The organism is Streptomyces tremellae, from assembly GCF_039540215.1.
GTDB lineage: Bacteria > Actinomycetota > Actinomycetes > Streptomycetales > Streptomycetaceae > Streptomyces > Streptomyces tremellae.
Window position 1 is genome coordinate 77,230 of record NZ_BAABEP010000023.1, and the last position, 19,358, is coordinate 96,587.

General features: G+C 74.0%; 21 protein-coding genes. 10 read left to right on the forward strand and 11 right to left on the reverse strand.

Features of this window, described 5'->3' with window-relative positions:
* Nucleotide 1: 1 nt before the first annotated feature.
* A complete protein-coding gene (locus ABEA77_RS17655; RefSeq protein ID WP_345648022.1) occupies nucleotides 2–829 on the reverse strand; it encodes an SDR family oxidoreductase in 828 nt (275 codons plus the stop codon).
* Nucleotides 830–906: 77 nt separating this feature from the next.
* Here ABEA77_RS17655 and ABEA77_RS17660 point away from each other — a divergent pair, with 77 nt between their 5' ends.
* Both ABEA77_RS17660 and ABEA77_RS17665 read left to right on the forward strand, forming a co-directional pair.
* Nucleotides 907–1,344, forward strand: a complete 438-nt coding sequence (locus ABEA77_RS17660; RefSeq protein ID WP_345648025.1) for a MerR family transcriptional regulator — start codon at nucleotides 907–909, stop codon at nucleotides 1,342–1,344.
* 16 nt (nucleotides 1,345–1,360) lie between these two features.
* A complete protein-coding gene (locus tag ABEA77_RS17665) occupies nucleotides 1,361–1,951 on the forward strand; it encodes an SDR family NAD(P)-dependent oxidoreductase (protein WP_345648028.1) in 591 nt (196 codons plus the stop codon).
* Between the two features lie 87 nt (nucleotides 1,952–2,038).
* On the opposite strand, the gene ABEA77_RS17670 is transcribed toward ABEA77_RS17665, so the two are convergent.
* On the reverse strand, nucleotides 2,039–2,881 hold the full coding sequence (locus tag ABEA77_RS17670) for an MIP/aquaporin family protein (RefSeq protein ID WP_345648031.1): 843 nt from the start codon (nucleotides 2,879–2,881) through the stop codon (nucleotides 2,039–2,041).
* Between the two features lie 299 nt (nucleotides 2,882–3,180).
* Complete coding sequence (locus ABEA77_RS17675; protein WP_425588304.1) at nucleotides 3,181–3,831, reverse strand: GntR family transcriptional regulator; 651 nt, start codon at nucleotides 3,829–3,831, stop codon at nucleotides 3,181–3,183.
* A 193-nt stretch (nucleotides 3,832–4,024) separates the two neighbouring features.
* Between ABEA77_RS17675 and ABEA77_RS17680 the strand changes: the two genes are divergently transcribed.
* The 5 genes from ABEA77_RS17680 to ABEA77_RS17700 are packed head-to-tail and all read left to right on the forward strand — an operon-like array spanning nucleotide 4,025 to nucleotide 9,253.
* Entirely contained in the window at nucleotides 4,025–5,197 is a 1,173-nt protein-coding gene (locus ABEA77_RS17680) for a 4-oxalomesaconate tautomerase (RefSeq protein WP_345648037.1), read from the forward strand.
* Entirely contained in the window at nucleotides 5,194–6,219 is a 1,026-nt protein-coding gene (locus ABEA77_RS17685) for an amidohydrolase family protein (protein WP_345648040.1), read from the forward strand. The genes ABEA77_RS17680 and ABEA77_RS17685 overlap by 4 nt, the downstream gene beginning before the upstream one ends.
* A 20-nt stretch (nucleotides 6,220–6,239) precedes the next feature.
* On the forward strand, nucleotides 6,240–6,944 hold the full coding sequence (gene ligK / locus ABEA77_RS17690; RefSeq protein ID WP_345648043.1) for a 4-carboxy-4-hydroxy-2-oxoadipate aldolase/oxaloacetate decarboxylase: 705 nt from the start codon (nucleotides 6,240–6,242) through the stop codon (nucleotides 6,942–6,944).
* A complete protein-coding gene (locus ABEA77_RS17695; protein ID WP_345648045.1) occupies nucleotides 6,941–7,861 on the forward strand; it encodes an amidohydrolase family protein in 921 nt (306 codons plus the stop codon). The genes ligK and ABEA77_RS17695 overlap by 4 nt, the downstream gene beginning before the upstream one ends.
* 36 nt (nucleotides 7,862–7,897) lie before the next feature.
* A complete protein-coding gene (locus tag ABEA77_RS17700) occupies nucleotides 7,898–9,253 on the forward strand; it encodes an MFS transporter (protein ID WP_345648048.1) in 1,356 nt (451 codons plus the stop codon).
* 39 nt (nucleotides 9,254–9,292) lie between these two features.
* Here the strand turns inward: ABEA77_RS17700 and ABEA77_RS17705 are convergent, their stop codons facing one another.
* The 8 genes from ABEA77_RS17705 to ABEA77_RS17740 all read right to left on the reverse strand — a co-directional run bounded on the left by ABEA77_RS17705 (nucleotide 9,293) and on the right by ABEA77_RS17740 (nucleotide 17,653).
* Complete coding sequence (locus ABEA77_RS17705; RefSeq protein ID WP_345648051.1) at nucleotides 9,293–10,315, reverse strand: SDR family oxidoreductase; 1,023 nt, start codon at nucleotides 10,313–10,315, stop codon at nucleotides 9,293–9,295.
* A 17-nt stretch (nucleotides 10,316–10,332) separates the two neighbouring features.
* Entirely contained in the window at nucleotides 10,333–11,616 is a 1,284-nt protein-coding gene (locus ABEA77_RS17710) for a beta-ketoacyl-[acyl-carrier-protein] synthase family protein (RefSeq protein WP_345648054.1), read from the reverse strand.
* Nucleotides 11,613–11,906 carry an acyl carrier protein gene (locus tag ABEA77_RS17715; protein ID WP_345648057.1) on the reverse strand — a complete coding sequence of 98 codons (294 nt, stop codon included), beginning with the start codon at nucleotides 11,904–11,906 and terminating at the stop codon, nucleotides 11,613–11,615. The genes ABEA77_RS17710 and ABEA77_RS17715 overlap by 4 nt, the downstream gene beginning before the upstream one ends.
* A 53-nt stretch (nucleotides 11,907–11,959) precedes the next feature.
* The gene (locus tag ABEA77_RS17720) at nucleotides 11,960–13,357 is read right to left on the reverse strand and encodes an aspartate aminotransferase family protein (RefSeq protein WP_345648060.1); all 1,398 of its coding nucleotides are present in this window, start codon (nucleotides 13,355–13,357) and stop codon (nucleotides 11,960–11,962) included.
* On the reverse strand, nucleotides 13,354–13,851 hold the full coding sequence (locus ABEA77_RS17725; RefSeq protein WP_345648063.1) for a type II toxin-antitoxin system RatA family toxin: 498 nt from the start codon (nucleotides 13,849–13,851) through the stop codon (nucleotides 13,354–13,356). Before ABEA77_RS17725 ends, ABEA77_RS17720 begins: the two co-directional genes overlap by 4 nt.
* A complete protein-coding gene (locus ABEA77_RS17730; protein ID WP_345648065.1) occupies nucleotides 13,839–15,077 on the reverse strand; it encodes a GNAT family N-acetyltransferase in 1,239 nt (412 codons plus the stop codon). Before ABEA77_RS17730 ends, ABEA77_RS17725 begins: the two co-directional genes overlap by 13 nt.
* 44 nt (nucleotides 15,078–15,121) lie before the next feature.
* A complete protein-coding gene (locus ABEA77_RS17735) occupies nucleotides 15,122–16,273 on the reverse strand; it encodes an acyl-CoA dehydrogenase family protein (RefSeq protein WP_425588305.1) in 1,152 nt (383 codons plus the stop codon).
* A 102-nt stretch (nucleotides 16,274–16,375) separates the two neighbouring features.
* On the reverse strand, nucleotides 16,376–17,653 hold the full coding sequence (locus ABEA77_RS17740) for a cytochrome P450 (RefSeq protein ID WP_345648067.1): 1,278 nt from the start codon (nucleotides 17,651–17,653) through the stop codon (nucleotides 16,376–16,378).
* A gap of 460 nt (nucleotides 17,654–18,113) precedes the next feature.
* On the opposite strand from ABEA77_RS17740, the gene ABEA77_RS17745 reads away from it, so the two are divergent.
* From ABEA77_RS17745 to ABEA77_RS17755, 3 genes are all read left to right on the forward strand, one after another.
* Entirely contained in the window at nucleotides 18,114–18,446 is a 333-nt protein-coding gene (locus tag ABEA77_RS17745) for a hypothetical protein (RefSeq protein WP_345648070.1), read from the forward strand.
* Nucleotides 18,447–18,488: 42 nt separating this feature from the next.
* Complete coding sequence (locus tag ABEA77_RS17750; protein WP_345648073.1) at nucleotides 18,489–18,797, forward strand: pore-forming ESAT-6 family protein; 309 nt, start codon at nucleotides 18,489–18,491, stop codon at nucleotides 18,795–18,797.
* Between the two features lie 124 nt (nucleotides 18,798–18,921).
* On the forward strand, nucleotides 18,922–19,358 hold a 437-nt coding region (locus ABEA77_RS17755; protein ID WP_345648076.1), incomplete at its 3' end, for a DUF6507 family protein.

A 19,358-nucleotide genomic window follows, 5' to 3' on the forward strand; every position in this document is an offset into this window, starting at 1 on the left:
GTCAGGTCGACGCGACCGAGTGGGCGACCTCGCGGTGGGATTCGTGTTCGGCGAGGCGGGCGGCGAGGGACGCGTGGACGTCGGCGTAGGTGTCGACGCCCAGGGGCAGGCGCAACGGGGTCTCCGCGGAGTCGGCCAGGTCGATCATCGCCGCGGCGATCTTCTCCGCGTCGTTGGGCAGCGGGAAAGCGCCGCTCGCGAGCGCGCGCCGCACCTCGCCCGCGGGCGTGTCCTCGTACTCCGGCATGACGGGCGCGGTGTCGAGGGAGGCGCCGAAGCCCGTCGGGGTCGCGCCGGGCTCGACGATGGTGAGGCCGATGCCGAACGGCGCGATCTCCTGGGCCACGGTCTGGCAGAAGCCCTCGATGCCCCACTTCGAGGCGTGGTAGTAGCCGAAGTTGGGGTAGGTGGTCTGGCCTCCTGCCGTGGAGACCTGGATGATCCGCCCGCGCCCCTGGGCGCGCAGGTGCGGCAGCGCCGCGCGTACGACGTGGATCGAGCCGAGCAGATTGGTGTCGATCACCCGGCGGATCTGCTCGTCCGCGGCCTCCTCGACGGAGGCGAAGACGCCGTAGCCCGCGTTGTTGACCACCACGTCGATGGTGCCGAGCGCCGCAAAGGCCTCGTCCACGACGCGGCGCACCCGCTCGGCGTCGGTGACGTCGAGCCGTGCGGTCCAGAGGCGGTCGCCGTGCTCGGCGCGCAGGTCGTCCAGGGCCTCGGGCCTGCGCAGGGTCGCGGCGACGCGGTCGCCCCTCGCGAGCAGCCGCTCGGTGAGCAGGCGCCCGAAGCCGGAGGACGTGCCGGTGATGAACCATGTGGTGGCCATGGCTTTTCCTTTCGTCGGAGGTGTCTTCGACGTTAGGAGTTCAAGTCGACTTGAGGTCAAGCTCGTACAGTGGAGGCATGACGGACACCGACGAGGCGGCCCTGGGCATCGGCGAGGTCAGCGCCCGCACCGGCCTGGCCACGCACACCCTGCGCTTCTACGAGGACGAGGGTCTGCTCGCCGAGGTGCGGCGCAACGCGGCCGGGCGGCGGGTGTACACCCGGGAGGACGTGGACTGGCTGAGGGTCTGCGCCAAACTGCGGGCCTCGGGGATGCCGCTGCCCGAGATCCGGCGCTACGTGGAGCTGGTGCGCGAGGGGCCGGGCAACGAGGCCGAGCGGTACGAGCTGCTGCACGGGCACGAGACCCGGGTGCGGCAGCAGATGGCCGACCTCCAGGAGGCCCTCGACACCATCCACGGCAAGGTCACCCTCTACGCCCGCCACCTCGCCGCGGGCACCGCTGACCAGCTGTGGCGGGACGGCCCCGCGTGCGAGGAGCCCGCCGCACGGTAGGCGGCGCCTCGGCCTGGTGTGCGACGTCGGCGACCCCGCGCAGGTCGACGCGGCGGTCGGCGCGGTCATCGACAAGTACGGGCGGTGCGACATCCTCGTCAACAACGCCGCCGTCTTCCCCTTCACCGACCTCCACCATGTGACGGTCGAGCTGTGGCGCGCGGTGCAGGCGGTCAACGTGGAGGCGATCCTGCTGTTCGCCCGCGCGTTCGCGCCCGGCATGCGCGCCGCAGGGTGGGGCCGGATCGTCAACGCGGGCTCGGGCATCACCGCGACCCAGAACCGCGACCTGGCGTACCTGACGAGCAAGGGCACGGTGCACGCGCTCACCCGGGCGCTCGCCAACGAACTCGGCGAGAGCGGTGTCACGGTCAACGCGATCGCCCCGGGGCTGGTGGCGGCTGAGGGGTTCCTCGGCCGCGACCGGGCGGGCCGCCCGTCGGCCGAGGAGGTCCCCGCCCGGATCACGGCGATGCAGACGATCAGGTGCCGCTCGGTGCCCGCGGACCTCGCGGGTGCCCTGGCCTTCCTCGTCTCCGACGACGCCGGGTTCGTCACCGGGCAGATCCTGCATGTCGACGGCGGCATGACCCGTACCGGGGCCTGACACCGCGGGCCGGCGGGCTCGCGGCGGGACGGCCCCGCGTGCCAGGAGCCCGCCCTGCGCCCCGGGCTCGGCCCCAGCCCCCAGGACTCAGGACTCGGGGCTCGGCACGCGGCCCGGCGGCTCGGGCTCGGCCGTGGGCAGGCAGCGCTGGATCACGTACGTGTAGAAGCCGCCGCCGATGAGCCCGCCGACGAGGGGCCCGGCGATCGGCACCCAGAAGTAGAGGTTGCCCCATTGGTCGCGCCACGCGGAGTGGTAGCCGGTGAGGAAGCTGGCGAGGCGGGGGCCGAAGTCGCGGGCCGGGTTGATGGCGTAGCCCGCGTTCGTGCCGAAGGCCATGCCGATGGCGACGACGACGAGGCCGATGACGAACGGCGCCAGGTTGGCCTTGGGCGGGGTGTTCAGCGCGTCGGTGATGGCGAAGATCAGTACGAGCAGCAGCGCCGTGCCGATGACCTGGTCGCGGAAGGCGCCCCACTCGTGGACGCCCGCCGTGGTGGAGCCGTTGCCGGGGAGCGTGGAGAAGACGATCTGCGTCACGAAGGAGTGCTTGGGGTCGGCCCTGGCGAGCACTTCGGTGTAGTTCCAGCGGACCAGCAGCGCCGCCGCGAACGCGCCCGCCGTCTGGGCCAGCGCGTACGGCGCGACCTTGGCCCAGGGGAAGCCGCGGAACGTGGCCAGCGCGAGGGTGACGGCCGGGTTGAGGTGGGCGCCGCTGAGGCGGGCGGCGATGTAGACACCGAAGGTGACGCCGAGGCCCCAGGCCCAGGAGATGCTGTCGTGGTCGCCGAGGCCGCCCTTCGGGTCGGTGAGCGCGCCGCCCGCGATGACCTGCGCGACGACGCCGGCGCCGAGCAGGAGCAGAACCATCGTGCCGACGAACTCCGCCGCCGTCTCTCTGAACAGTTGTGAGGTGCCGGGCTTCTGCATGGCTCTCCGCGTCTCCTCGTCTCCTCGGGGAGGGGGCGCAGGCGAAGGATTCGGCCGGCCCGTGACGTCCGTCATCGTCGGGCAGCCCCGGCGCAGCGGCATGTCAGGGCGGGGCCGCGTCCCTCGGGGGAGTAGTCGCTTGCTCCGTCCGACGGCAGGGCGGCGTGGCGGCACGGCGAGGGCTGGTTCAGGCGGGGGCCGCCGGGTACGGGGCACCAGGACACGGCCCGTACCCGGCGGGCCCCGGGGCCTCAGGCCCCCGGGGCCCGCGATCCCTGAGGCTCAGGCCTCCGAGGGTCTCAGGCCCCCACCGTCAGCGCCGCGGACCCCGCCGGCTCCGCCGCGGGCGTGGCGCGCAGCTCCTCGATGACGCTGTCGAGGTGGGCGCGGGCGGCGGCCTCCGCGGCGTGCCCGTCGCCGGTGACGACGGCCTCGATGATCGCGAGGTGCTGCGGCAGCGACTTGGTGGGGCGGCCCGGACGCAGGGCGAGGCGGAACTGGTAGCGGACCATCTGCCCCTTGAGCCGGTCGAGCAGCCCGCCCGCGACCTTCTGGCCGCTCATCTCGGCGATGCGGGCGTGGAGTTCGCGGTTGAGCGCGGAGTAGGTGTTGAGGTCGCCGCCCGCGACGGCCTCCCGCATGCGGGTGCCGATCTCGCGCAGGCCCTCGCGCTGCTGCGCCGGCGCGTGCTCGGCGGCGCGGCGGGCGCAGAGCCCTTCGAGCGCGGCGCGGCACTCGGTGATCTGGATGGCCTCCTCGACGGAGACCACGCGGACGCGGGCGCCGCGGCGCGGCACCAGCTCGACGAGGCCCTCGGCCGCGAGGTCCTGGAGCGCCTCGCGGACGCAGTTGCGGGTCGCGTGGAGGCTCTCGGACAGCTCCTGCTCGACCAGGCGCTGGCCCGGCACCAGGTCGCCCGCGGAGAGCGCCCGGCGGATCGCCGTACTCACGAGGCGGCGCCCCTCCTGACCGGTCACCCGGTTGTCCGCCACGCGTCGCCCTCCCGCTCCGGGGCCCGTGCCTCGGGCCGCATCCGCTCGCAGTCTAGCCGCACACCGCCTTTGGCGACTCTTCCATCGAAGCTATTGTCAACAATTTCGTCGATGGTTATGTTGACAAGCAGCACCAGCGAAGGGGAGAGCAATGACGCAACCCACGACGGTCCGCCCCGCGGACCCGTCAGAGCCGCCGCCACCGGGCGGGCAGACCGCGATCCCCTGCTGGTTCCTGCGCGGCGGCACCTCGCGCGGCCCGTTCTTCCGCGCCGGCGACCTGCCCGCCGGCACCGCGGGCCGCGACGCGGTCCTGCTGGGCGTGCTGGGCTCGCCCGACCCGCGCCAGATCGACGGGCTCGGCGGCGCGCACCCGCTCACCAGCAAGGCCGGGATCGTGGACCGCAGCACGCGCGACGGTATTGACCTGGAGTTCCTGTTCTGCCAGCTCCAGCCCGACAGCGACCTCGTGGACACCACGCCCAACTGCGGCAACATGCTCGCCGCCGTCGTGCCCTTCGCCGTCGAGTCCGGGCTCCTCACGCCCTCGGGCGACGAGACCACGGCCCGGGTGCTCACACTGAACACCGGGCTGACCGCCGAGATCACCATCAGGACCCCGCTCGGCCCGGACGGCCGCCGCTTCGTCGCGTACGGGGGCGACGCCAGGATCGACGGCGTCCCCGGCACCGCCGCACCCGTCACCATCAACTTCCTCGACACCGCGGGCTCGGTCTGCGCGTCCCTGCTGCCCACCGGGCACGTACGGGACCGCGTGGAGGTCGCGGGCGTCGGCCCCCTCGACGTGACCTGCATCGACAACGGCCAGCCCCTGGTGATCGTGGCCGCCGCCGACCTCGGCCGCACCGGCTACGAGACCGCGGCGGAGCTCAACGCCGACGAGGAGCTCAAGGCCCGCGTCGAGGACCTGCGGCTGACCTGCGGGAAGCTGATGGGCCTCGGGGACGTGACCGCGAAGAACTACCCCAAGATGACGCTCGTCGCGCCGCCCGCGCACGGCGGCACCCTGAGCACCCGCAGCTTCATTCCGCGCGTGTGCCACGAGTCCATCGGCGTGCTCGCCGCCGTCACCGCGGCCACCGCCTGCGTGCTCGACGGCAGCGTCGCCCACGCCATCGCCGGTGTCCGGGCCGCGCCGGGCGCCGACGTCACGGTCTCCGTCGAGCACCCGTCCGGCGAGTTCAGCGTGGCCCTCGGCCTCGACCCCGAAGAACCGCAGCGGGTCACCAAGTCCGCGCTGCTGCGCACCGCCCGTCTGATCATGGCGGGTGCCGCCATGGTCCCCGTAAAGGAACAGCGATGATCATCGACTGCCACGGCCACTACACCACCGCACCGCCCGCGCTGGGCGCCTGGCGGGAGCGGCAGATCGCCGGGCTCACCGACCCCTCGGCCGTGCCGGACACCGCCGACCTGCGCATCAGCGACGACGACATCCGCGAGAGCATCGAGCAGAACCAGCTGCGGATGATGGACGAGCGGGGCATCGACGTCACGCTGTTCTCGCCGCGCGCCTCCTTCATGGCGCACCACATCGGCGACTTCGCCACCTCGTCGCGCTGGGCCGCGATCTGCAACGAGCTGTGCGCCCGGGTCGCCGCCCTCTACCCGGAGCGCTTCGTGCCCGCCGCGATGCTCCCCCAGTCGCCCGGCGTCGACCCGGCCACCTCGGTGCCCGAGCTGGAGCGGTGCGTCAAGGAGTACGGCGCGGTCGCCGTCAACCTCAACCCGGACCCCTCCGGCGGGCACTGGACCGCGCCGCCGCTGACCGACCGGTCCTGGTACCCGCTGTACGAGAAGCTCGTGGAGTACGACCTCCCGGCGATGGTGCACGTCAGCACCAGCGTCAACCCGGCCTTCCACACCACGGGCGCGCACTACCTCAACGCCGACACGACCGTCTTCATGCAGCTGATCCAGGGCGACCTGTTCAAGGACTTCCCCACGCTGCGCCTGGTGATCCCGCACGGCGGCGGGGCCGTCCCGTACCACTGGGGGCGCTTCCGCGGCCTCGCGATGGCGCTGAAGAAGCCCGAGCTTGAGGAGCACGTCCTCGGCAACGTCTTCTTCGACACCTGCGTGTACCACCAGCCCGGCATCGACCTGCTCCTTGAGGTCGTGCCGCGCCGCAACATCCTCTTCGCCTCCGAGATGATCGGCGCCGTCCGGGACGTCGACCCCTGCTCGGGCCACCACTTCGACGACACCCGCCGCTACGTCGAGTCCGCAGGGCTGAGCGCCACGGCCCTGGCCGAGGTCCAGGAACACAACGTCCGCGCCGTCTACCCGCGTCTCGACACCCTGCTCAGGCAGCAGGGGCGTTGACGCAGAGAGAGCACAGAACCATGTATGAACTGGGAGTCGTCCACCAGGACACCAGCCGCGCCTCCCGCGCCGACGTCGAGGCGCTCGCGCCGCTCGGCGTCAGCACCGTCCACGAGGCGATGGGCCGTACCGGCCTCATGCGCCCGTACATCAGGCCCGTCTACCACGGCGCCGCCCTCTGCGGGACCGCCGTGACCGTGCTGCTCCAGCCCGGGGACAACTGGATGCTGCACGTCGCCGTCGAGCAGGTCAGGCCGGGCGACGTGCTCGTGGCAGCCTGCACCACCGAGAACGAGGACGGCTTCTTCGGCGAACTGCTCGCCACCTCGGCGCGCGCCAGGGGCGCGGTCGGCCTGGTCATCGACGGCGGCTGCCGTGACGTGGCCGCGCTGGAGACGATGGACTTCCCCGTCTTCAGCCGCGCCGTCAACGCCAAGGGCACCGTCAAGGCGACCCTCGGCTCCGTCAACATCCCCGTCGTCTGCGCGGGCGCCCTGGTGCGCCCGGGAGACGTCGTCGCCGCCGACGCGGACGGCGTCGTCGTCGTACCGGCCGAGCGGGCCGCCGAGGTCGCGGCCGCGGGTCACAAGCGGGAGGAGAACGAAGAGGGCAAGCGGCGGCGGTTCGCCGCGGGCGAGCTCGGCCTCGACATGTACGGCATGCGCGAGCCCCTGCGCGCGGCCGGCCTGCGCTACGTCGGCGGCGGACAGGGGGCACAGGCATGAGCGGCCCCTTCACGAAGACGCCCGGCTGGCTCGACTGGTACCAGGACCCGTCCAAGCCCCGGTTCACGCTGCCCGAGGGCACCGTCGACGCGCACTGCCACGTCTTCGGGCCCGGGGCCGAGTTCCCGTACGCGCCGGAGCGCAAGTACACCCCGTGCGACGCGGGCAAGGACGAGCTGTTCGCCCTCCGCGACCACCTCGGCGTCAGCCGCAACGTCATCGTGCAGGCCACCTGCCACGGCGCCGACAACAGCGCCATGGTCGACGCCGTACGGGCATCCGGCGGCCGGGCGCGCGGCATCGCGACCGTACGGCCCGACATCACCGACGCCGAGTTGGCGGAGCTGGACGCGGCCGGCGTGCGCGGGGTGCGGTTCAACTTCCTGAAACGCCTGGTCAACGCGGCACCCAGGGAGGACCTCGCGGCGATCGCCGAGCGCATCGCGCCGCTCGGCTGGCACGTGGTCATCTACTTCGAGAGCGAGGACCTCGCGGACCTCGAATCGTTCTTCACCGCGCTGCCCACCCCGCTCGTCGTGGACCACATGGGCCGCCCCGACGTGACGAAGCCGGTGGGCGGGCCCGGGTTCGCGCGGTTCCTGCGGTTCGTGGAGCGCGGCGACGTATGGGTCAAGGTGACCTGCCCCGAGCGGCTCACCGCCACCGGCCGCCCCGCACTCGACGGGGAGCGCGAGCCCTACGCGGACGTGGTGCCCTTCGGGAGGAAGGTCGTCGAGGAATTCCCGGATTCCGTACTCTGGGGCACGGACTGGCCGCACCCGAACCTCACGGACCACATGCCGGACGACGGGCTGCTTGTCGACTACGTGCCCGGGGTGGCCGTAACCTCCGCACTGCGACAGAAGCTGCTCGTGGACAATCCGATGCGGCTCTACTGGCCCGGCGAAAACGCCTGAGCCCCTTCCGCACCCACACCGAAACAGGGGCTCCCCGTGCTGCACTCCAATGCGAAGAACCGGCTCGACCGGCTACCCATCGCCAGATTCCACAAGACAACCCTGGTCGCGGTCGCCTTCGCCTACTTCTTCGAATTCGCGGACATCAACAGCTTCGCGGTGACCGCACCCCGGCTGATCAAGCTGTGGGGCGTCACCGTGAACCAGGTGGCGTACGTCACCTCGCTGTCGTTCGTCGGCATGTTCCTCGGGTCCGTCGTCGCGAGCTGGATGGCCGACAGGTTCGGCCGCAGGACCGCGCTCAACATCACCACCGTGTTCTTCAGCGTCTTCTCGCTGGCCTCGGTGTTCTCCTGGGACGTCGTCTCCCTCGGCGTCTTCCGGGTCCTGACCTCGGCGGGCCTTTCCGCCATGACCGTCGTCGCCGTGATCTACGTCAGCGAACTCTTCCCCTCCGCGCTGCGCGGCAAGTTCCAGGCGTACGCGATCGTCATCGGCATCTGCGGCACCCCCGTCACCAATTTCGTCGCGAGCGCCGTCGTCCCGGTCAACGACTGGTCGTGGCGCCTGGTGTACCTGTGGGGCGCGCTCGGCATCGTCTACCTCTTCTTCGCCCGGCACCTGAGGGAATCCCCCCGCTGGTACGAGGCGAGGGGCGAGCACGCCAAGGCCGACGCGATCCTCACGGAACTCGAAACGGAGATCGCCGCGGAAAAGGGCCCGCTCCCCGAGCCCGCGCCGCCCACGGACCCGCCGGTCCTGCAGAAGGCGCCGCTGCGCATCCTGCTCCAGAAGAAGTACCTCCTGCCGACGCTGCTGCTGATCGTGCTCTGGGTCACCCAGACCATCGGCTTCTTCGGCTATTCCAGCTGGGCCCCGACGCTGCTGGCGAAAGAGGGCTTCAGCGTCGAGAAGTCCGTGTTCTACGTGGCGCTCAGCACGGTCGGCGCGCCGCTCGGCTCGTACATCGCGGCCCTCGTCACGGACCGGTTCGAGCGCAAGTGGTGCCTGGTGGCCTTCGGCGCGATCATCGCCGTGTGCGGCCTGCTGTACGGGCTGACGTTCAACCCGGTCCTGATCGTCGTCTTCGGCTTCCTGGTGAACCTCTTCGAGCGCGGCTACACGGCGCTCGGGTACGCGTACTCGCCTGAGCTGTTCGACACGCACGGCAGGTCGCTCGGCACCGGCGTCTCGTACGGCCTCGGCCGGCTCTCCAACGCGGCGGGGCCGCTGATCATCGCGGGCCTCTACAACGGCTCCGGCTACCGGAGCGTGTTCCTCTTCATCGCCGGCACCTGGCTGCTCGGCTCCGTCGTGCTGGCCGTCTTCGGGCCGAGGACCAAGCAGGTCGGGGCGGCGCTCGCCCCGCCGAAGGAGCCGGTCAGCGCCTGACGCGTACCGGGTGCGACCGCCGCGCACCCGGTACCGCCCCTACCGCGTCAGCAGCGTCCACGGGTCGGGCGCGGCCAGCGCGAGCCGGGGCCTGCGGGCCGCCCAGTACCGCACGGCCGCCTCGAACACCGCGCCAGGGTCGCGCACCCGGTCGGTGGGCTCGAACGGCGCGGCCATGCTCGTGTAGCTCTGGAACATCGCGAGCAGCCTCACCGCCTGCCGCTGGAACGGCGACAGGTACTGCTCGGCCAGCGGCAGGAAGAACCGGTTCCACGCCTCGACCGGCACGAACGGCGGCTGCTCGATCGGCGCGGCGCCGTGCGCGCGCCTGATCTCGTTCAGGGTCCCGCACGCGATCCCCACCAGCGAGGACAGCCGCAGGCTGCCGGCGCCGCCCGCGATCACCCGCACCACGGGCTCGCCCGGCGGCTCCCCCAGCGCGGCCCGCGCCACCACCTCGGCGACCTGGTCGACCGGGCCGATCTCCGCATACCCCTCCGGGTCTCCCACGATCACCGCGGCCGTGCCCGACACCAGCGCCTGGAGGACCGTGTAAGGGCCGGAGAAACGGGCGATCTCGCCGCTGCCCCTGCGCCCCACGACCAGCGGTGGCCGCACGATCGTCAGCGGCCCCGCGTGCGTCTCCCGCACCACGCGCTCGCACACCGCCTTCGACCACTCGTAGCCGTTGCGGAACCCCTCGAACTCGGCGCCCCGCAGGTCCTCCGGCGCCCGCACCCCGCCCACGTACGCCGTCGACACGTGCACGACGTGCGTGGCACGGTCCGCGAGCGCGAGCACGGCGCGCAGCGGCGCCACGTTCGCCTCCTCCGCCTCCGCGCGGCCCAGCGTCCAGCGGGTCGACGCCGCGCAGTGCACGATCACGTCCCAGGGGCCCGCGAGCGCCCCGGGCGGCGGCTCCCCGCCGATCGCCCAGCGCGTCACGGGCGCGGTCCCCGCGGCGCGCCGCGCGACGGCCGTGACCGCCGCGGCCCCGGCGGCCGCCTGCGCCCGCAGCAGGCCCACGACCTCCGTGCCGACGACGCCCGTCGCGCCCGTCACGAGGATCCGCACCCCCTTCACCCGCTCCCGGCCGCGGCGCCGGGGCCCGGCACCAGCACCACGCACGCGTTCTGCCCGCCGAAGCCGAACGAGTTCGACAGCACCGGCAGCCCCGGCGCGATCCGCCGCGCCGCGCCGGTCACCACGTCCACCTGGTCCCCGTCCGGCGCGGCGCGGGTGTTCGCGACCCGCGGCACCGTCCCGCGCGCCGCGCACAGCAGCCCGAGCACCGCTTCGAGCGCGCCCGAGCCGCCGATCAGGTGCCCGGTGACACCCTTGACCGCCGTCAGCGGCGGCGGCCCGGCAGGAAAGCAGCGGGCGACGGCGCGCGCCTCCGCGCGGTCGTTGAGGACGGTGGACGTACCGTGCGCGCTGACGTGCCCGACGTCGCCGGGCGCGAGGCCCGCGTCGGCGAGCGCGCCGCGCATGCACTCCGCCGCCACCGCGCCGTCCTCGTGCGGCGCGACGATGTGGAAGGCGTCGCAGTTCGCCGCGTACCCGGCGACCTCGCCGTGGATCCGCGCGCCCCGCGCCACCGCCAGGTCCCAGCGTTCGAGCACCAGCGCCGCGGCCCCCTCGCCCATCACGAAGCCGTCGCGCTCCGCGTCGAAGGGCCGCGACGCGCGCTCCGGCGCGTCGTTGCGCACGGACAGCGCCCGCATCTTCGCGAAGCCGCCCATGACGACGCGGGAGACGGCCGCGTCGACGCCGCCCGCGACGGCCGCGTCAAGCTCCCCGTGCCGGATGCGGCGGGCCGCCTCGCCGATCGCGGTCGTGCCGCTCGCGCAGGAGGTCGCGTACGTGGTGCAGGCGCCGCGGAAGCCGTAGCGCATCGCGACCCGGCACGCGGCCGCGTTCGACATCGTCCTCGGCACGGTGTGCACGGGCATCGCCATCGGTTCCGCGTGGTGGCCGACGGTGTTGTCCTCCATCGTCGGCAGCCCCCCGATACCGGTGCCGACCTGCACGCCGACCCGGGCGGCGGGCAGCGCGCCGAGCGCCGCGCGGCCCGCGTCCTCGACGGCGTCCACGGCCGCGCACAGCAGCAGCCGCGTGGCCCGGTCGGCCTGCCGCAGCTCCCGCCGCGGCAGATACGGCGCGAGGTCGAACTCCGGTACGAGGCAGGCGATACGGGCCGAGAGACCGGCCTCCGCGAGGTCCGGCACGAGCACCGCGGTGGAGCGCGCCGCGAGCACGGCCGCATACACCTCCTCGACACCGGTACCCGCGGGGCACTTCACCCCGAGGCCGGTGACGGCGACCCGCGCCCGGTCGGGGCGCGCTCCGGCGTCCCCGCTCACGCGGCCGGAGCCAGACGGGCCCCGAGCAGGTCGATGGCCTCCCCCACCGTGCGTGCCGAGGTCAGGTCGGACACGGCGATCTTCGTCGCGAGGGCCTTTTCGAGCCGCGCGCCGACCTCCATCAGCTCCAGGCTGTCGATGTGGTAGTCGTTCAGCAGGCTGGTCGTGTCGTCGACGTCCTCCGGCTCGATGCCGAGCACGTCCGAGACGGCCGTGCGCACGAGCAGCGCGAGGCGCTCGCGGCGCGGGTTTCGCGCGGGATCCTTCATGGACTTCATCGAGTCCTCCATGGTCGCTCCTGGTGGTGTGGGGCACGGGTACGTGCCGCGGGCGGGGACGGCTGTCAGAGCCGCGGGCGCGGGGCCGGCGCGGTCCGCCGGGGCGCGGCGGGCGCGGTCCGCTCAGGCGCGGCGGGGGTGGCGGCGGTCAGGGCCGCGTCGAGGATCTCGGCCGCCTCCGCGATGTCGGCCTCGGTGCTGACCAGCGGCGGCAGCAGCCGTACGGTCGTGGGCCTGCCGAGGCACGGCGACACCAGCAGTCCGGCGCCCGCGAGTCCGACGACGACGGACCCGGCCGCCCGCGCGCCGGTGAAGTCCAGGCCGCGCAGCAGGCCGCAGCCGCGCACCGCGCCGACGAGGCCCGCGTGCCGGGCGGCTAGCTCCCGCAGGGCCCGGTCCAGCAGGTTCGCCAACACCCGCCCGTGGTCGGCGAGTTCCTCGATGGCGGTGAGCGCGGGGCCGAGCGCGGCGCAGCTCAGCGGGTGCCCGCCGAACGTCGCGGAGTGCAGGAACGGGTCCGCCGCGAGCGGCGCGTACAGCTCCTCGGCGCACACCACGGCCGAGAGCGGCACGACGCCGCCGCCCAGCGGCTTGCCAACCAGCACCGCGTCCACGGGCAGCCCGGCGGCGAGCGCCACCGACCGCTCCCCGCACCGCCGCAGCCCGCACTGGATCTCGTCGGCGACCGCGAACGCGCCGTGCGCGTGCGCGTCCTCGCACCAGCGGCGCAGCACAGCGGGGTCCAGCACGGCGGCGCCGTTCTCGCCCTGCACCGGCTCGAAGACGACCGCCGCGAGGCCGGGGCCGCGCGCCGCCTCGCGCCGTACGGCCTCCGCGTCGTCGGCCGCCACGTGCACCACGTCCGCCTCCGTGCCGAGCAGCCCGGCCCGGTAGAGCGGGCTGTGGGTGAGCGCGAGCGCGCCGAGCGACTTGCCGTGGAAGCCGCCGCGCACCGCGAGCACCCGGCCCCGGCCGGTCGCGAGGCGCGCCAGCTTGACCGCGACCTCGACGGCGTCGGCGCCGTTCAGCCCGAAGTACACCTTCGGCAGCGGGCGTTGGGCCGAGTCGGCGCCGAGGTAGCCGGCGAGGCGGGCCGCGGCCCGCGCGGCGACCGGATTGGCGAGGCTGCGGGTCGAGGCGGGCAGCACGTCGAGCTGCGCGCGCACCGCGGCCAGCACCGCGGGGTGCCGGTGGCCGAGCAGCGCCACCGCGTAGGAACCGAAGTCCAGGGCGGTGCGCCCGTCGGACAGGGTCACGCGGGCACCCGAGGCGGCCGCCTCGGTGGCACCCCGGCCCGCGAACGAGCCGGCCAGCGCGAGCTTCGGCGAGAAGTGCCGCCGGATCAGGTCGAACGGGTCATCGCAGGACGGCGGTTGCGGGCCGGTCGCGGTGGCGCGGTCGGGCGGCGGTTGCGGGCCCGTCGCCAGGGCCCGGCCGGGCTGGGGTCGGGGCGTCCGGCTCATGGCGCGGACACCTCCGCGGGTCCGTCCGCGGTGCGGCGGCGCGTCGCAGGGCCGCCCGCGGTGAGGCGGCGCTCCAGCGCGCCCAGCATCTGCGCCGCGTTCTCCCGCAGCGCGTCCGACGCGACCGGGTTGAGCAGGTCAGCGAGGAGCGGGATGCCGATGTCGAAGTCCACGTGCAGCGACACGGTGCTGTGCCCGCCCACCGCGGGCCGTACGCCCCAGTGCCCGGCGAACGCGCCCAGGTCGCCGCTGACCTGCCGGAAGTCGAAGCGGCGCGCGGTGTGGTCGATCACCTCGTCCTCCGTCCAACGCAGGACGGAGCCCTTGAGCCGCACCGACCAGGCGGTGGTGCGGTGCGCCTCGTCGGGCCGCTCGGTCACCGCCACCGACTCGACGTTCTCCATGCAGTCCGGATAGCCCTCGACGTCCACCACGGCCGCCCAGGCGGCCTCGGGCGGCACGGCGATGGGCAGGTCCACCTCTACTCGGGGCATGCGGCTCTCCTGTCTCCCCGGCCCGGCCGGGGCGGTCGGACTTGCGGTGGTGCGAGGTGGGCACGGTGCGCGCCGCGCAGGGCGTCGGCGCGGGCGCGGGCCAGCGCGGGCGGCAGCAGCAGCCGCAGCAGCGCCCGCCGCACGGGCCGCACATGCGTGAGCGCGTACGTCTGCTCCACCGGCACGCACCCGAGCTCCAGCTTGGGTACGTACGCGGTCTGCGCGAACCGGATGCGGCGGCAGCCCCGTTCGAGCGCCAGCCGGATCGCCGCGTAGTGCACGGCGTGGTACAGGCGGGCGTCGTGGGCGAGGGCGTAGTCCAGGCCGATGCGGGCGCCCACGGCGCCGTCGCCCGCGAACAGGCAGAGCAGGAAGGCGACGAGCCGGTCGCCGTCGAAGCACGCGACGACCGCGCTGTCGGGCGCGGGCGCCTCGCGCTCAGCGCCCTCGGCCAGCGCCGTCAGGAAACCGGCGTCGAGCACGTCGAGCGTCTGGTCGGCGCGCGCCATCACCTGCCCGTACAGGCCGAGCATGGCCGGGACGAGCGGCGCCCAGTCCTTGACGGTCTCGCCGCGCAGGCCCCGCGCCGCGTACCTGCGCAGGTTGCTGCGGGCGTTGCGCCGGGGCCGCGCCGGGAGCGCGGCGACGTACGCGTCGAACGACTCGTACCCGAGGGCGAGTTCGGTGTCCGGCAGGCTCGGCACCGTGCAGTAGCCCGCGTCGGCGAGAGCCCGCCGCAGCGGCCCGTACGCGCCCGGCGCGAAGTCCTTGAAGACCACCGTGCCGAGCCGCTCCCGCCGGGCGAACGCACCCACCGCGCCCACCAGTTGACGCGCCTCCGGTTCGGTGAGGGGCCCGTCGCCCAACAGGTGCCCCTGGCCCAGCAGATGGCCGCAGAACAGCATCGGCACCCGCAGCAGCCGAGGTGCCCACCGCCGCACCGGCGCGAGCGCCCGCCGCTCCCGGGGCCCCACCACGTCGTCGAGCCGGAGCCCGGGGAACAGGCACAGCGGCAGCAGCGCGGCCACCTGCCCGCGGCGCCGCAGCAGCAGATACGCGTACCCGTCCGGCCCGATGCGGCCGCGCTCCATCGCCGCGAACACGCCGCGCGCCCACATCGGGTCGTCCGGCGGCGCGAGCCGCTCCCACACCCCCGCGGGCAGCGCGTCCACGCTCCGCACGATCTCGACGCGTGCCGCCCGCCCCGCGCCGCCGTCCGCGGCCATCCCGTGCCCCCTTCTCCCCATGGCCCGTCCCCTCCCCCGCCGCCTCAGCCGATCCGCAGCGGGGCGCCGTCGAGGAACTCCCGCAGCGGGCCGCCCATCCGGGAGCGCGCGGGCGGGTGGTAGGCCAGGCCGCCCGCTGCCGACGCCAGGTAGCAGGCGTCCGGGCTGCCGATGAACGCCATGCCGCCCAGCGCCACCAGGCAGGCCGCCGTGGTGCGGGCGATCGCGTCCTGCGCCGCGTACCGCGCGCACAGCGCCTTGACCAGCAGGGCGTCCGTCCACTCCGCCGGGTCGAGCGCGCCCATGGCGTGCGCCACCGACTCGACGGCGAGCGCCGCGGCCTCGATGTCGGTGAGGAACGGCGTCGGGTCGCCGCACCCGCCCGGCTTGCGCAGCACCCGCTCGACGAGGGCGCTCGCGACGCCGATGTATCCGGCGGTCAGCAGCAGTTCGAACCAGAGGAAGCCCGCGAGGTTCAGCGCGTCGGGCACCGCGTCGGCGGTGACCTCCGTCGTGACCACCATCTGCGGGTCGAGTACGACGTCGGTGAGGACGACCTCGTCGCTCTCGGCCCCCGCGAGCAGCGGAGTGTGCCAGAACGGCCGCACACCGAGCCCCGGGGAGTCCGCCGGGACGACCGCGATCGCCAGCCGCTGCACGCCGTCGTCGTCCGCGAGTGCCACCGACGCGGTCAGCAGGTCCATGGAGCGCGACAGGCTGCACGGCATCTTGCTGCCGTTGAGGACGATACGGCCGTCCGCGCGGCGCTGCGCGGTGATGTGCGGCTGGAGGATGTTCTGGCCGGTGTTGCCCTCCGCGAAGCCCGAGGCGAGCAGCAGCCGCTCACCGGCGATCGCTTCGAGCAGCAGGCCCTCGCCGCCCGTCCCGTGCGCGGCGGTCTGCGTGAGGCCCGCCACGGAGAAGTGGTGCATCGTCGTCGCCACCGCGAGCGAGGGGCAGCGTGCGCCCACGGCGCGCTGCACCCGCACGGCCGCCAGCGGGGAGGCGCCGAGACCCGCGTTGGCCTCGGGCACCAGCAGAGCGGGCCCGCCGGCGGCGCGGAAGGCCGCGATGGCCGGGCTCGGGGCGCGCTCCAGCACGTCCAGCGGGTGCGCGGCGAGTTCGGCGTCGAGCCCCGGCAACAGGGCCTCGGCAGTGGCACGTTCGACTTCGAGGAAGGACAGGTGCACGGTCACGGTCGACGCCTCTCGGGACGCGGAATGGTGGGGCCGGGGTGGGCGGGTACCGGGGCGGGGACCCGGGTCGTACGGCGGGACGCGGGAGGTCCCGCCGCCGGGTCAGCCGGCCTCCGCGACCGCGAGCGGCAGGCGGTCGAACGCGCGGAGGCTGAGGGAGTCGCGCCGCACCGCGGGCCCCACGAGGCGCAGCCGGGGCAGGCGCGCGGCCAACTGCCCGAGCACCTCGGCGGCCTCGGCCCTGGCCAGCGCGGCGCCGAGGCAGAAGTGCGGGCCCGCGCCGAAGCTGAGCACGCGGGTGCCCTCCCGCCCGATCAGGAAGGCGTCCGGGTCCCGGTGGCGCTCCGGATCGCGGTTGGCCGCGGCGAGGACGGCGGTGACGTTGGCGCCCGCCGGGACCGTCGTACCGCCCACGGCGAAGGGCCGCTGCGCGACGCGCTCCGTCATGCGCACCGGGGCGTCCCAGCGCAGCGTCTCCTCCACCGCGCCGGCCGCGAGCCCGGGGTCGGCCCGGAGCAGGTCCCACTGGTCACGGTGGGTAAGGAGGGCGTGCACGGCGAGGCCGAGGAGGCTCGCGGTGGTCTCGAACCCGGCGACCAGCACCAGGACGAGCGTGTCGACGAGTTCGCGCGCCCCGCCGGCACCGCCCCCGCCACCGGCACCGCCGCCTCCGCCGCCACGGCCGCCTCCGCCGCACGCGGCGAGCAGGGCGGAGGCGAGGTCGTCCGCGGGCTCGCGGGCTCGCCGCGCGAGCAGGTCGGCGAACAGCTCGCGCAGAGCGGTCACGGCGGCGTCGGCGCGCCGCCAGTCGTCCTCGCTCCGTACCGGTTCGAGCAGACGGCCCGCGTCCGCGCCGAGCCGCTGGAGCAGCCGGCCGTCTTCCGGATCCACCCCGATCAGCCGGCTCACCACCGCGATCGGCAGTGGATACCCCACCAGCGCCTGGAAGTCGGCCGCGCCGCCCGCCGCGGCCTTCTCGAACGCGTCGAGCGTGTCGGCCGCGAACTCCCGTACGGCGGACCGCAGCGCGGCCACCCCGCGCGGCCCGAACGCGCCCCCGACCAGGCGCCGCAGGCGTGCGTGGGCCGCGCCGTCGCTGCGCAGCATCGAGGTGTAGAAGAACTCCGCCGCCGGATGGTCGCGCCACTCCGGCACCTCACGCGCGCACCACTCCAGGTCGGGCGCCGCGAACGCCGAACCGGTCAGTACCGCCTGGCAGTCGGCGTACCGGGTCAGGAAGTACGTGCCGAGTCCCGCGTCGAAGTGGACGGGCGCCGTACGGCGCAGCTCCGCGAGCGCCGGATGCGGGTCCTCCCTGCCCTCGGGCGTGAAGAGGGACCACAGCAGCCCTTCGGGCCCCTCCCCCACGGTTGCGTTCACCGACTCCCCCTCCCGCACCGGCCCTTACGGCTCCGCCCGCCCTTCGCACGCGGCGCCACCGACGATCGATGCTAGACATCGGCGACCCCCGGTTCATGCCGTTCCACGGCCTTTGACGCTGTTTGCTCCCCAAGGTCCCGCCGGGACGGATCACGGCTCGTACGGCCGTCTGGGCGCTTCCCGGGTCGCATCCGCTCACACGGCGCCCACCTGCGAAAACACCCCCGCGCCAGCGTGCGCGGGCGGGCACGCCGCGCACCGGGCGCACGCCGTGAGGGGCGCGGGCACAGGCGCGCGGCGCGGTGTCACAGGACCGGGACACGCGGTCCGTTGCGGCACGGACACCCTCCGTCCTACCGTGAGGGTCGTACGCGTGCGCGGTGGCGCGAACCGGCGCACGGCGGGCACGGGGACACGGACGGGAACCCGCGGCGACGCGGACAACGGGGAACGGGGACACATGAAGTTCGACATGGGAAGTACGACACTGTCCGACCTGGTCAAGAACACCTCCGGGTCGAGCGACGACCTGGGCTCGCTGATCAAGCAGCTGATCGCGGCGGCCGACCCGCTCGAAGGCAGGTTCAACGGCGCGGGCAAGACCGCGTTCGACTCCTTCAAGAGCCGCGCGGACTCGATCACCAGCGACCTCAACGGCTCCCTGCGCGCGATCCTGGGCGGCCAGTCCGGCATGGACGGCTCCTTCACCAGCGGCGACCAGGAGCAGGAGTCCAACGCCCACCGCAACATGAGCGCGGCCAACTTCGACGCGGCGCGCTTCGGCGCCCGCTGACCCGGCACCACGACGCGGCAGAACACAGAACGGGGACTGACGATGGCGACGGCGGATCGCAAGTCGTACGACACGGGTGTGTCGAGCGAGGTACAGGGGACACTCCAGGGGGTCATCGGCCGCCTCGAACAGGTGCTGGGCGAGCGGGACCGCGCGGTGAAGGCCGCGATGGCCGACTTCACCGCCGACGGCGTCTCGGACGAGTACCACGGCAAGGAAGTGCGCTGGAACCGCGCGGCGAACGAGGTGCGGGACATCATCCGCCTCGTCCGCGGCACGCTCGAACAGAACGACGACACCGCGCAGTCGACGCTGACCCGCGCCAAGTCAGCCGTCGACAACATCGGTTGATCCGACGCGCGCGCCGGCACGGCGACGCGGCGGTACGGCGGCAGAGCGGCGCGCGGCGCCGCACGTCGTCCGCGACAGCGACACGGCAGGCACGGCGGTACGCACATCAGGGGGATGAACGGCCATGACCGGGTGGGACATCACGCCCTCGGGGGTCCAGGGCGTGCTCAACAAGGTCGTGAAAGCGGCCCAGGGGCTGGGCGACGCGTCCACGAAGCTGGAGAGCGGCCTGACCAGCGCCGCCGCGGCCGCGGGCACGATCGCCGCGGGTGACTACGAGGACGGGCACGCGGTACTCAAGCCCGGCCAGTACGGGCCGCCGTCGCCCGGGGCCGAGGGCCTGGTCGCGGCGGCGCTCGGCCAGTTCATCCAGTCCAACGAGCAGCGCCTCGCCTACATCGCCACCCGCACCGGCAACTCGATCAAGGGCGCACAGGACGCGACCAACGAGTATGTGAAGGGTGACATCGCCATGGCCGCGCACGCGCAGGCCGAGGCACTCAAGGAGCCCGTGATCGATCTGCCGGGCGCGAAGGGCGGTTCGGGTGGAGGGGGTGGCAA

Excerpts from the sequence above, each read along its gene's own strand:
- ABEA77_RS17655 (WP_345648022.1), bottom strand. The coding sequence starts at position 829 with ATGGCCACCACATGGTTCATCACCGGCACGTCCTCCGGCTTCGGGCGC.
- ABEA77_RS17660 (WP_345648025.1), top strand. The coding sequence starts at position 907 with ATGACGGACACCGACGAGGCGGCCCTGGGCATCGGCGAGGTCAGCGCC.
- ABEA77_RS17670 (WP_345648031.1), bottom strand. The coding sequence starts at position 2,881 with ATGCAGAAGCCCGGCACCTCACAACTGTTCAGAGAGACGGCGGCGGAG.
- ABEA77_RS17680 (WP_345648037.1), top strand. The coding sequence starts at position 4,025 with ATGACGCAACCCACGACGGTCCGCCCCGCGGACCCGTCAGAGCCGCCG.
- ABEA77_RS17685 (WP_345648040.1), top strand. The coding sequence starts at position 5,194 with ATGATCATCGACTGCCACGGCCACTACACCACCGCACCGCCCGCGCTG.
- ligK (WP_345648043.1), top strand. The coding sequence starts at position 6,240 with ATGTATGAACTGGGAGTCGTCCACCAGGACACCAGCCGCGCCTCCCGC.
- ABEA77_RS17695 (WP_345648045.1), top strand. The coding sequence starts at position 6,941 with ATGAGCGGCCCCTTCACGAAGACGCCCGGCTGGCTCGACTGGTACCAG.
- ABEA77_RS17715 (WP_345648057.1), bottom strand. The coding sequence starts at position 11,906 with ATGGAGGACTCGATGAAGTCCATGAAGGATCCCGCGCGAAACCCGCGC.
- ABEA77_RS17720 (WP_345648060.1), bottom strand. The coding sequence starts at position 13,357 with ATGAGCCGGACGCCCCGACCCCAGCCCGGCCGGGCCCTGGCGACGGGC.
- ABEA77_RS17725 (WP_345648063.1), bottom strand. The coding sequence starts at position 13,851 with ATGCCCCGAGTAGAGGTGGACCTGCCCATCGCCGTGCCGCCCGAGGCC.
- ABEA77_RS17730 (WP_345648065.1), bottom strand. The coding sequence starts at position 15,077 with ATGGCCGCGGACGGCGGCGCGGGGCGGGCGGCACGCGTCGAGATCGTG.
- ABEA77_RS17745 (WP_345648070.1), top strand. The coding sequence starts at position 18,114 with ATGAAGTTCGACATGGGAAGTACGACACTGTCCGACCTGGTCAAGAAC.
- ABEA77_RS17750 (WP_345648073.1), top strand. The coding sequence starts at position 18,489 with ATGGCGACGGCGGATCGCAAGTCGTACGACACGGGTGTGTCGAGCGAG.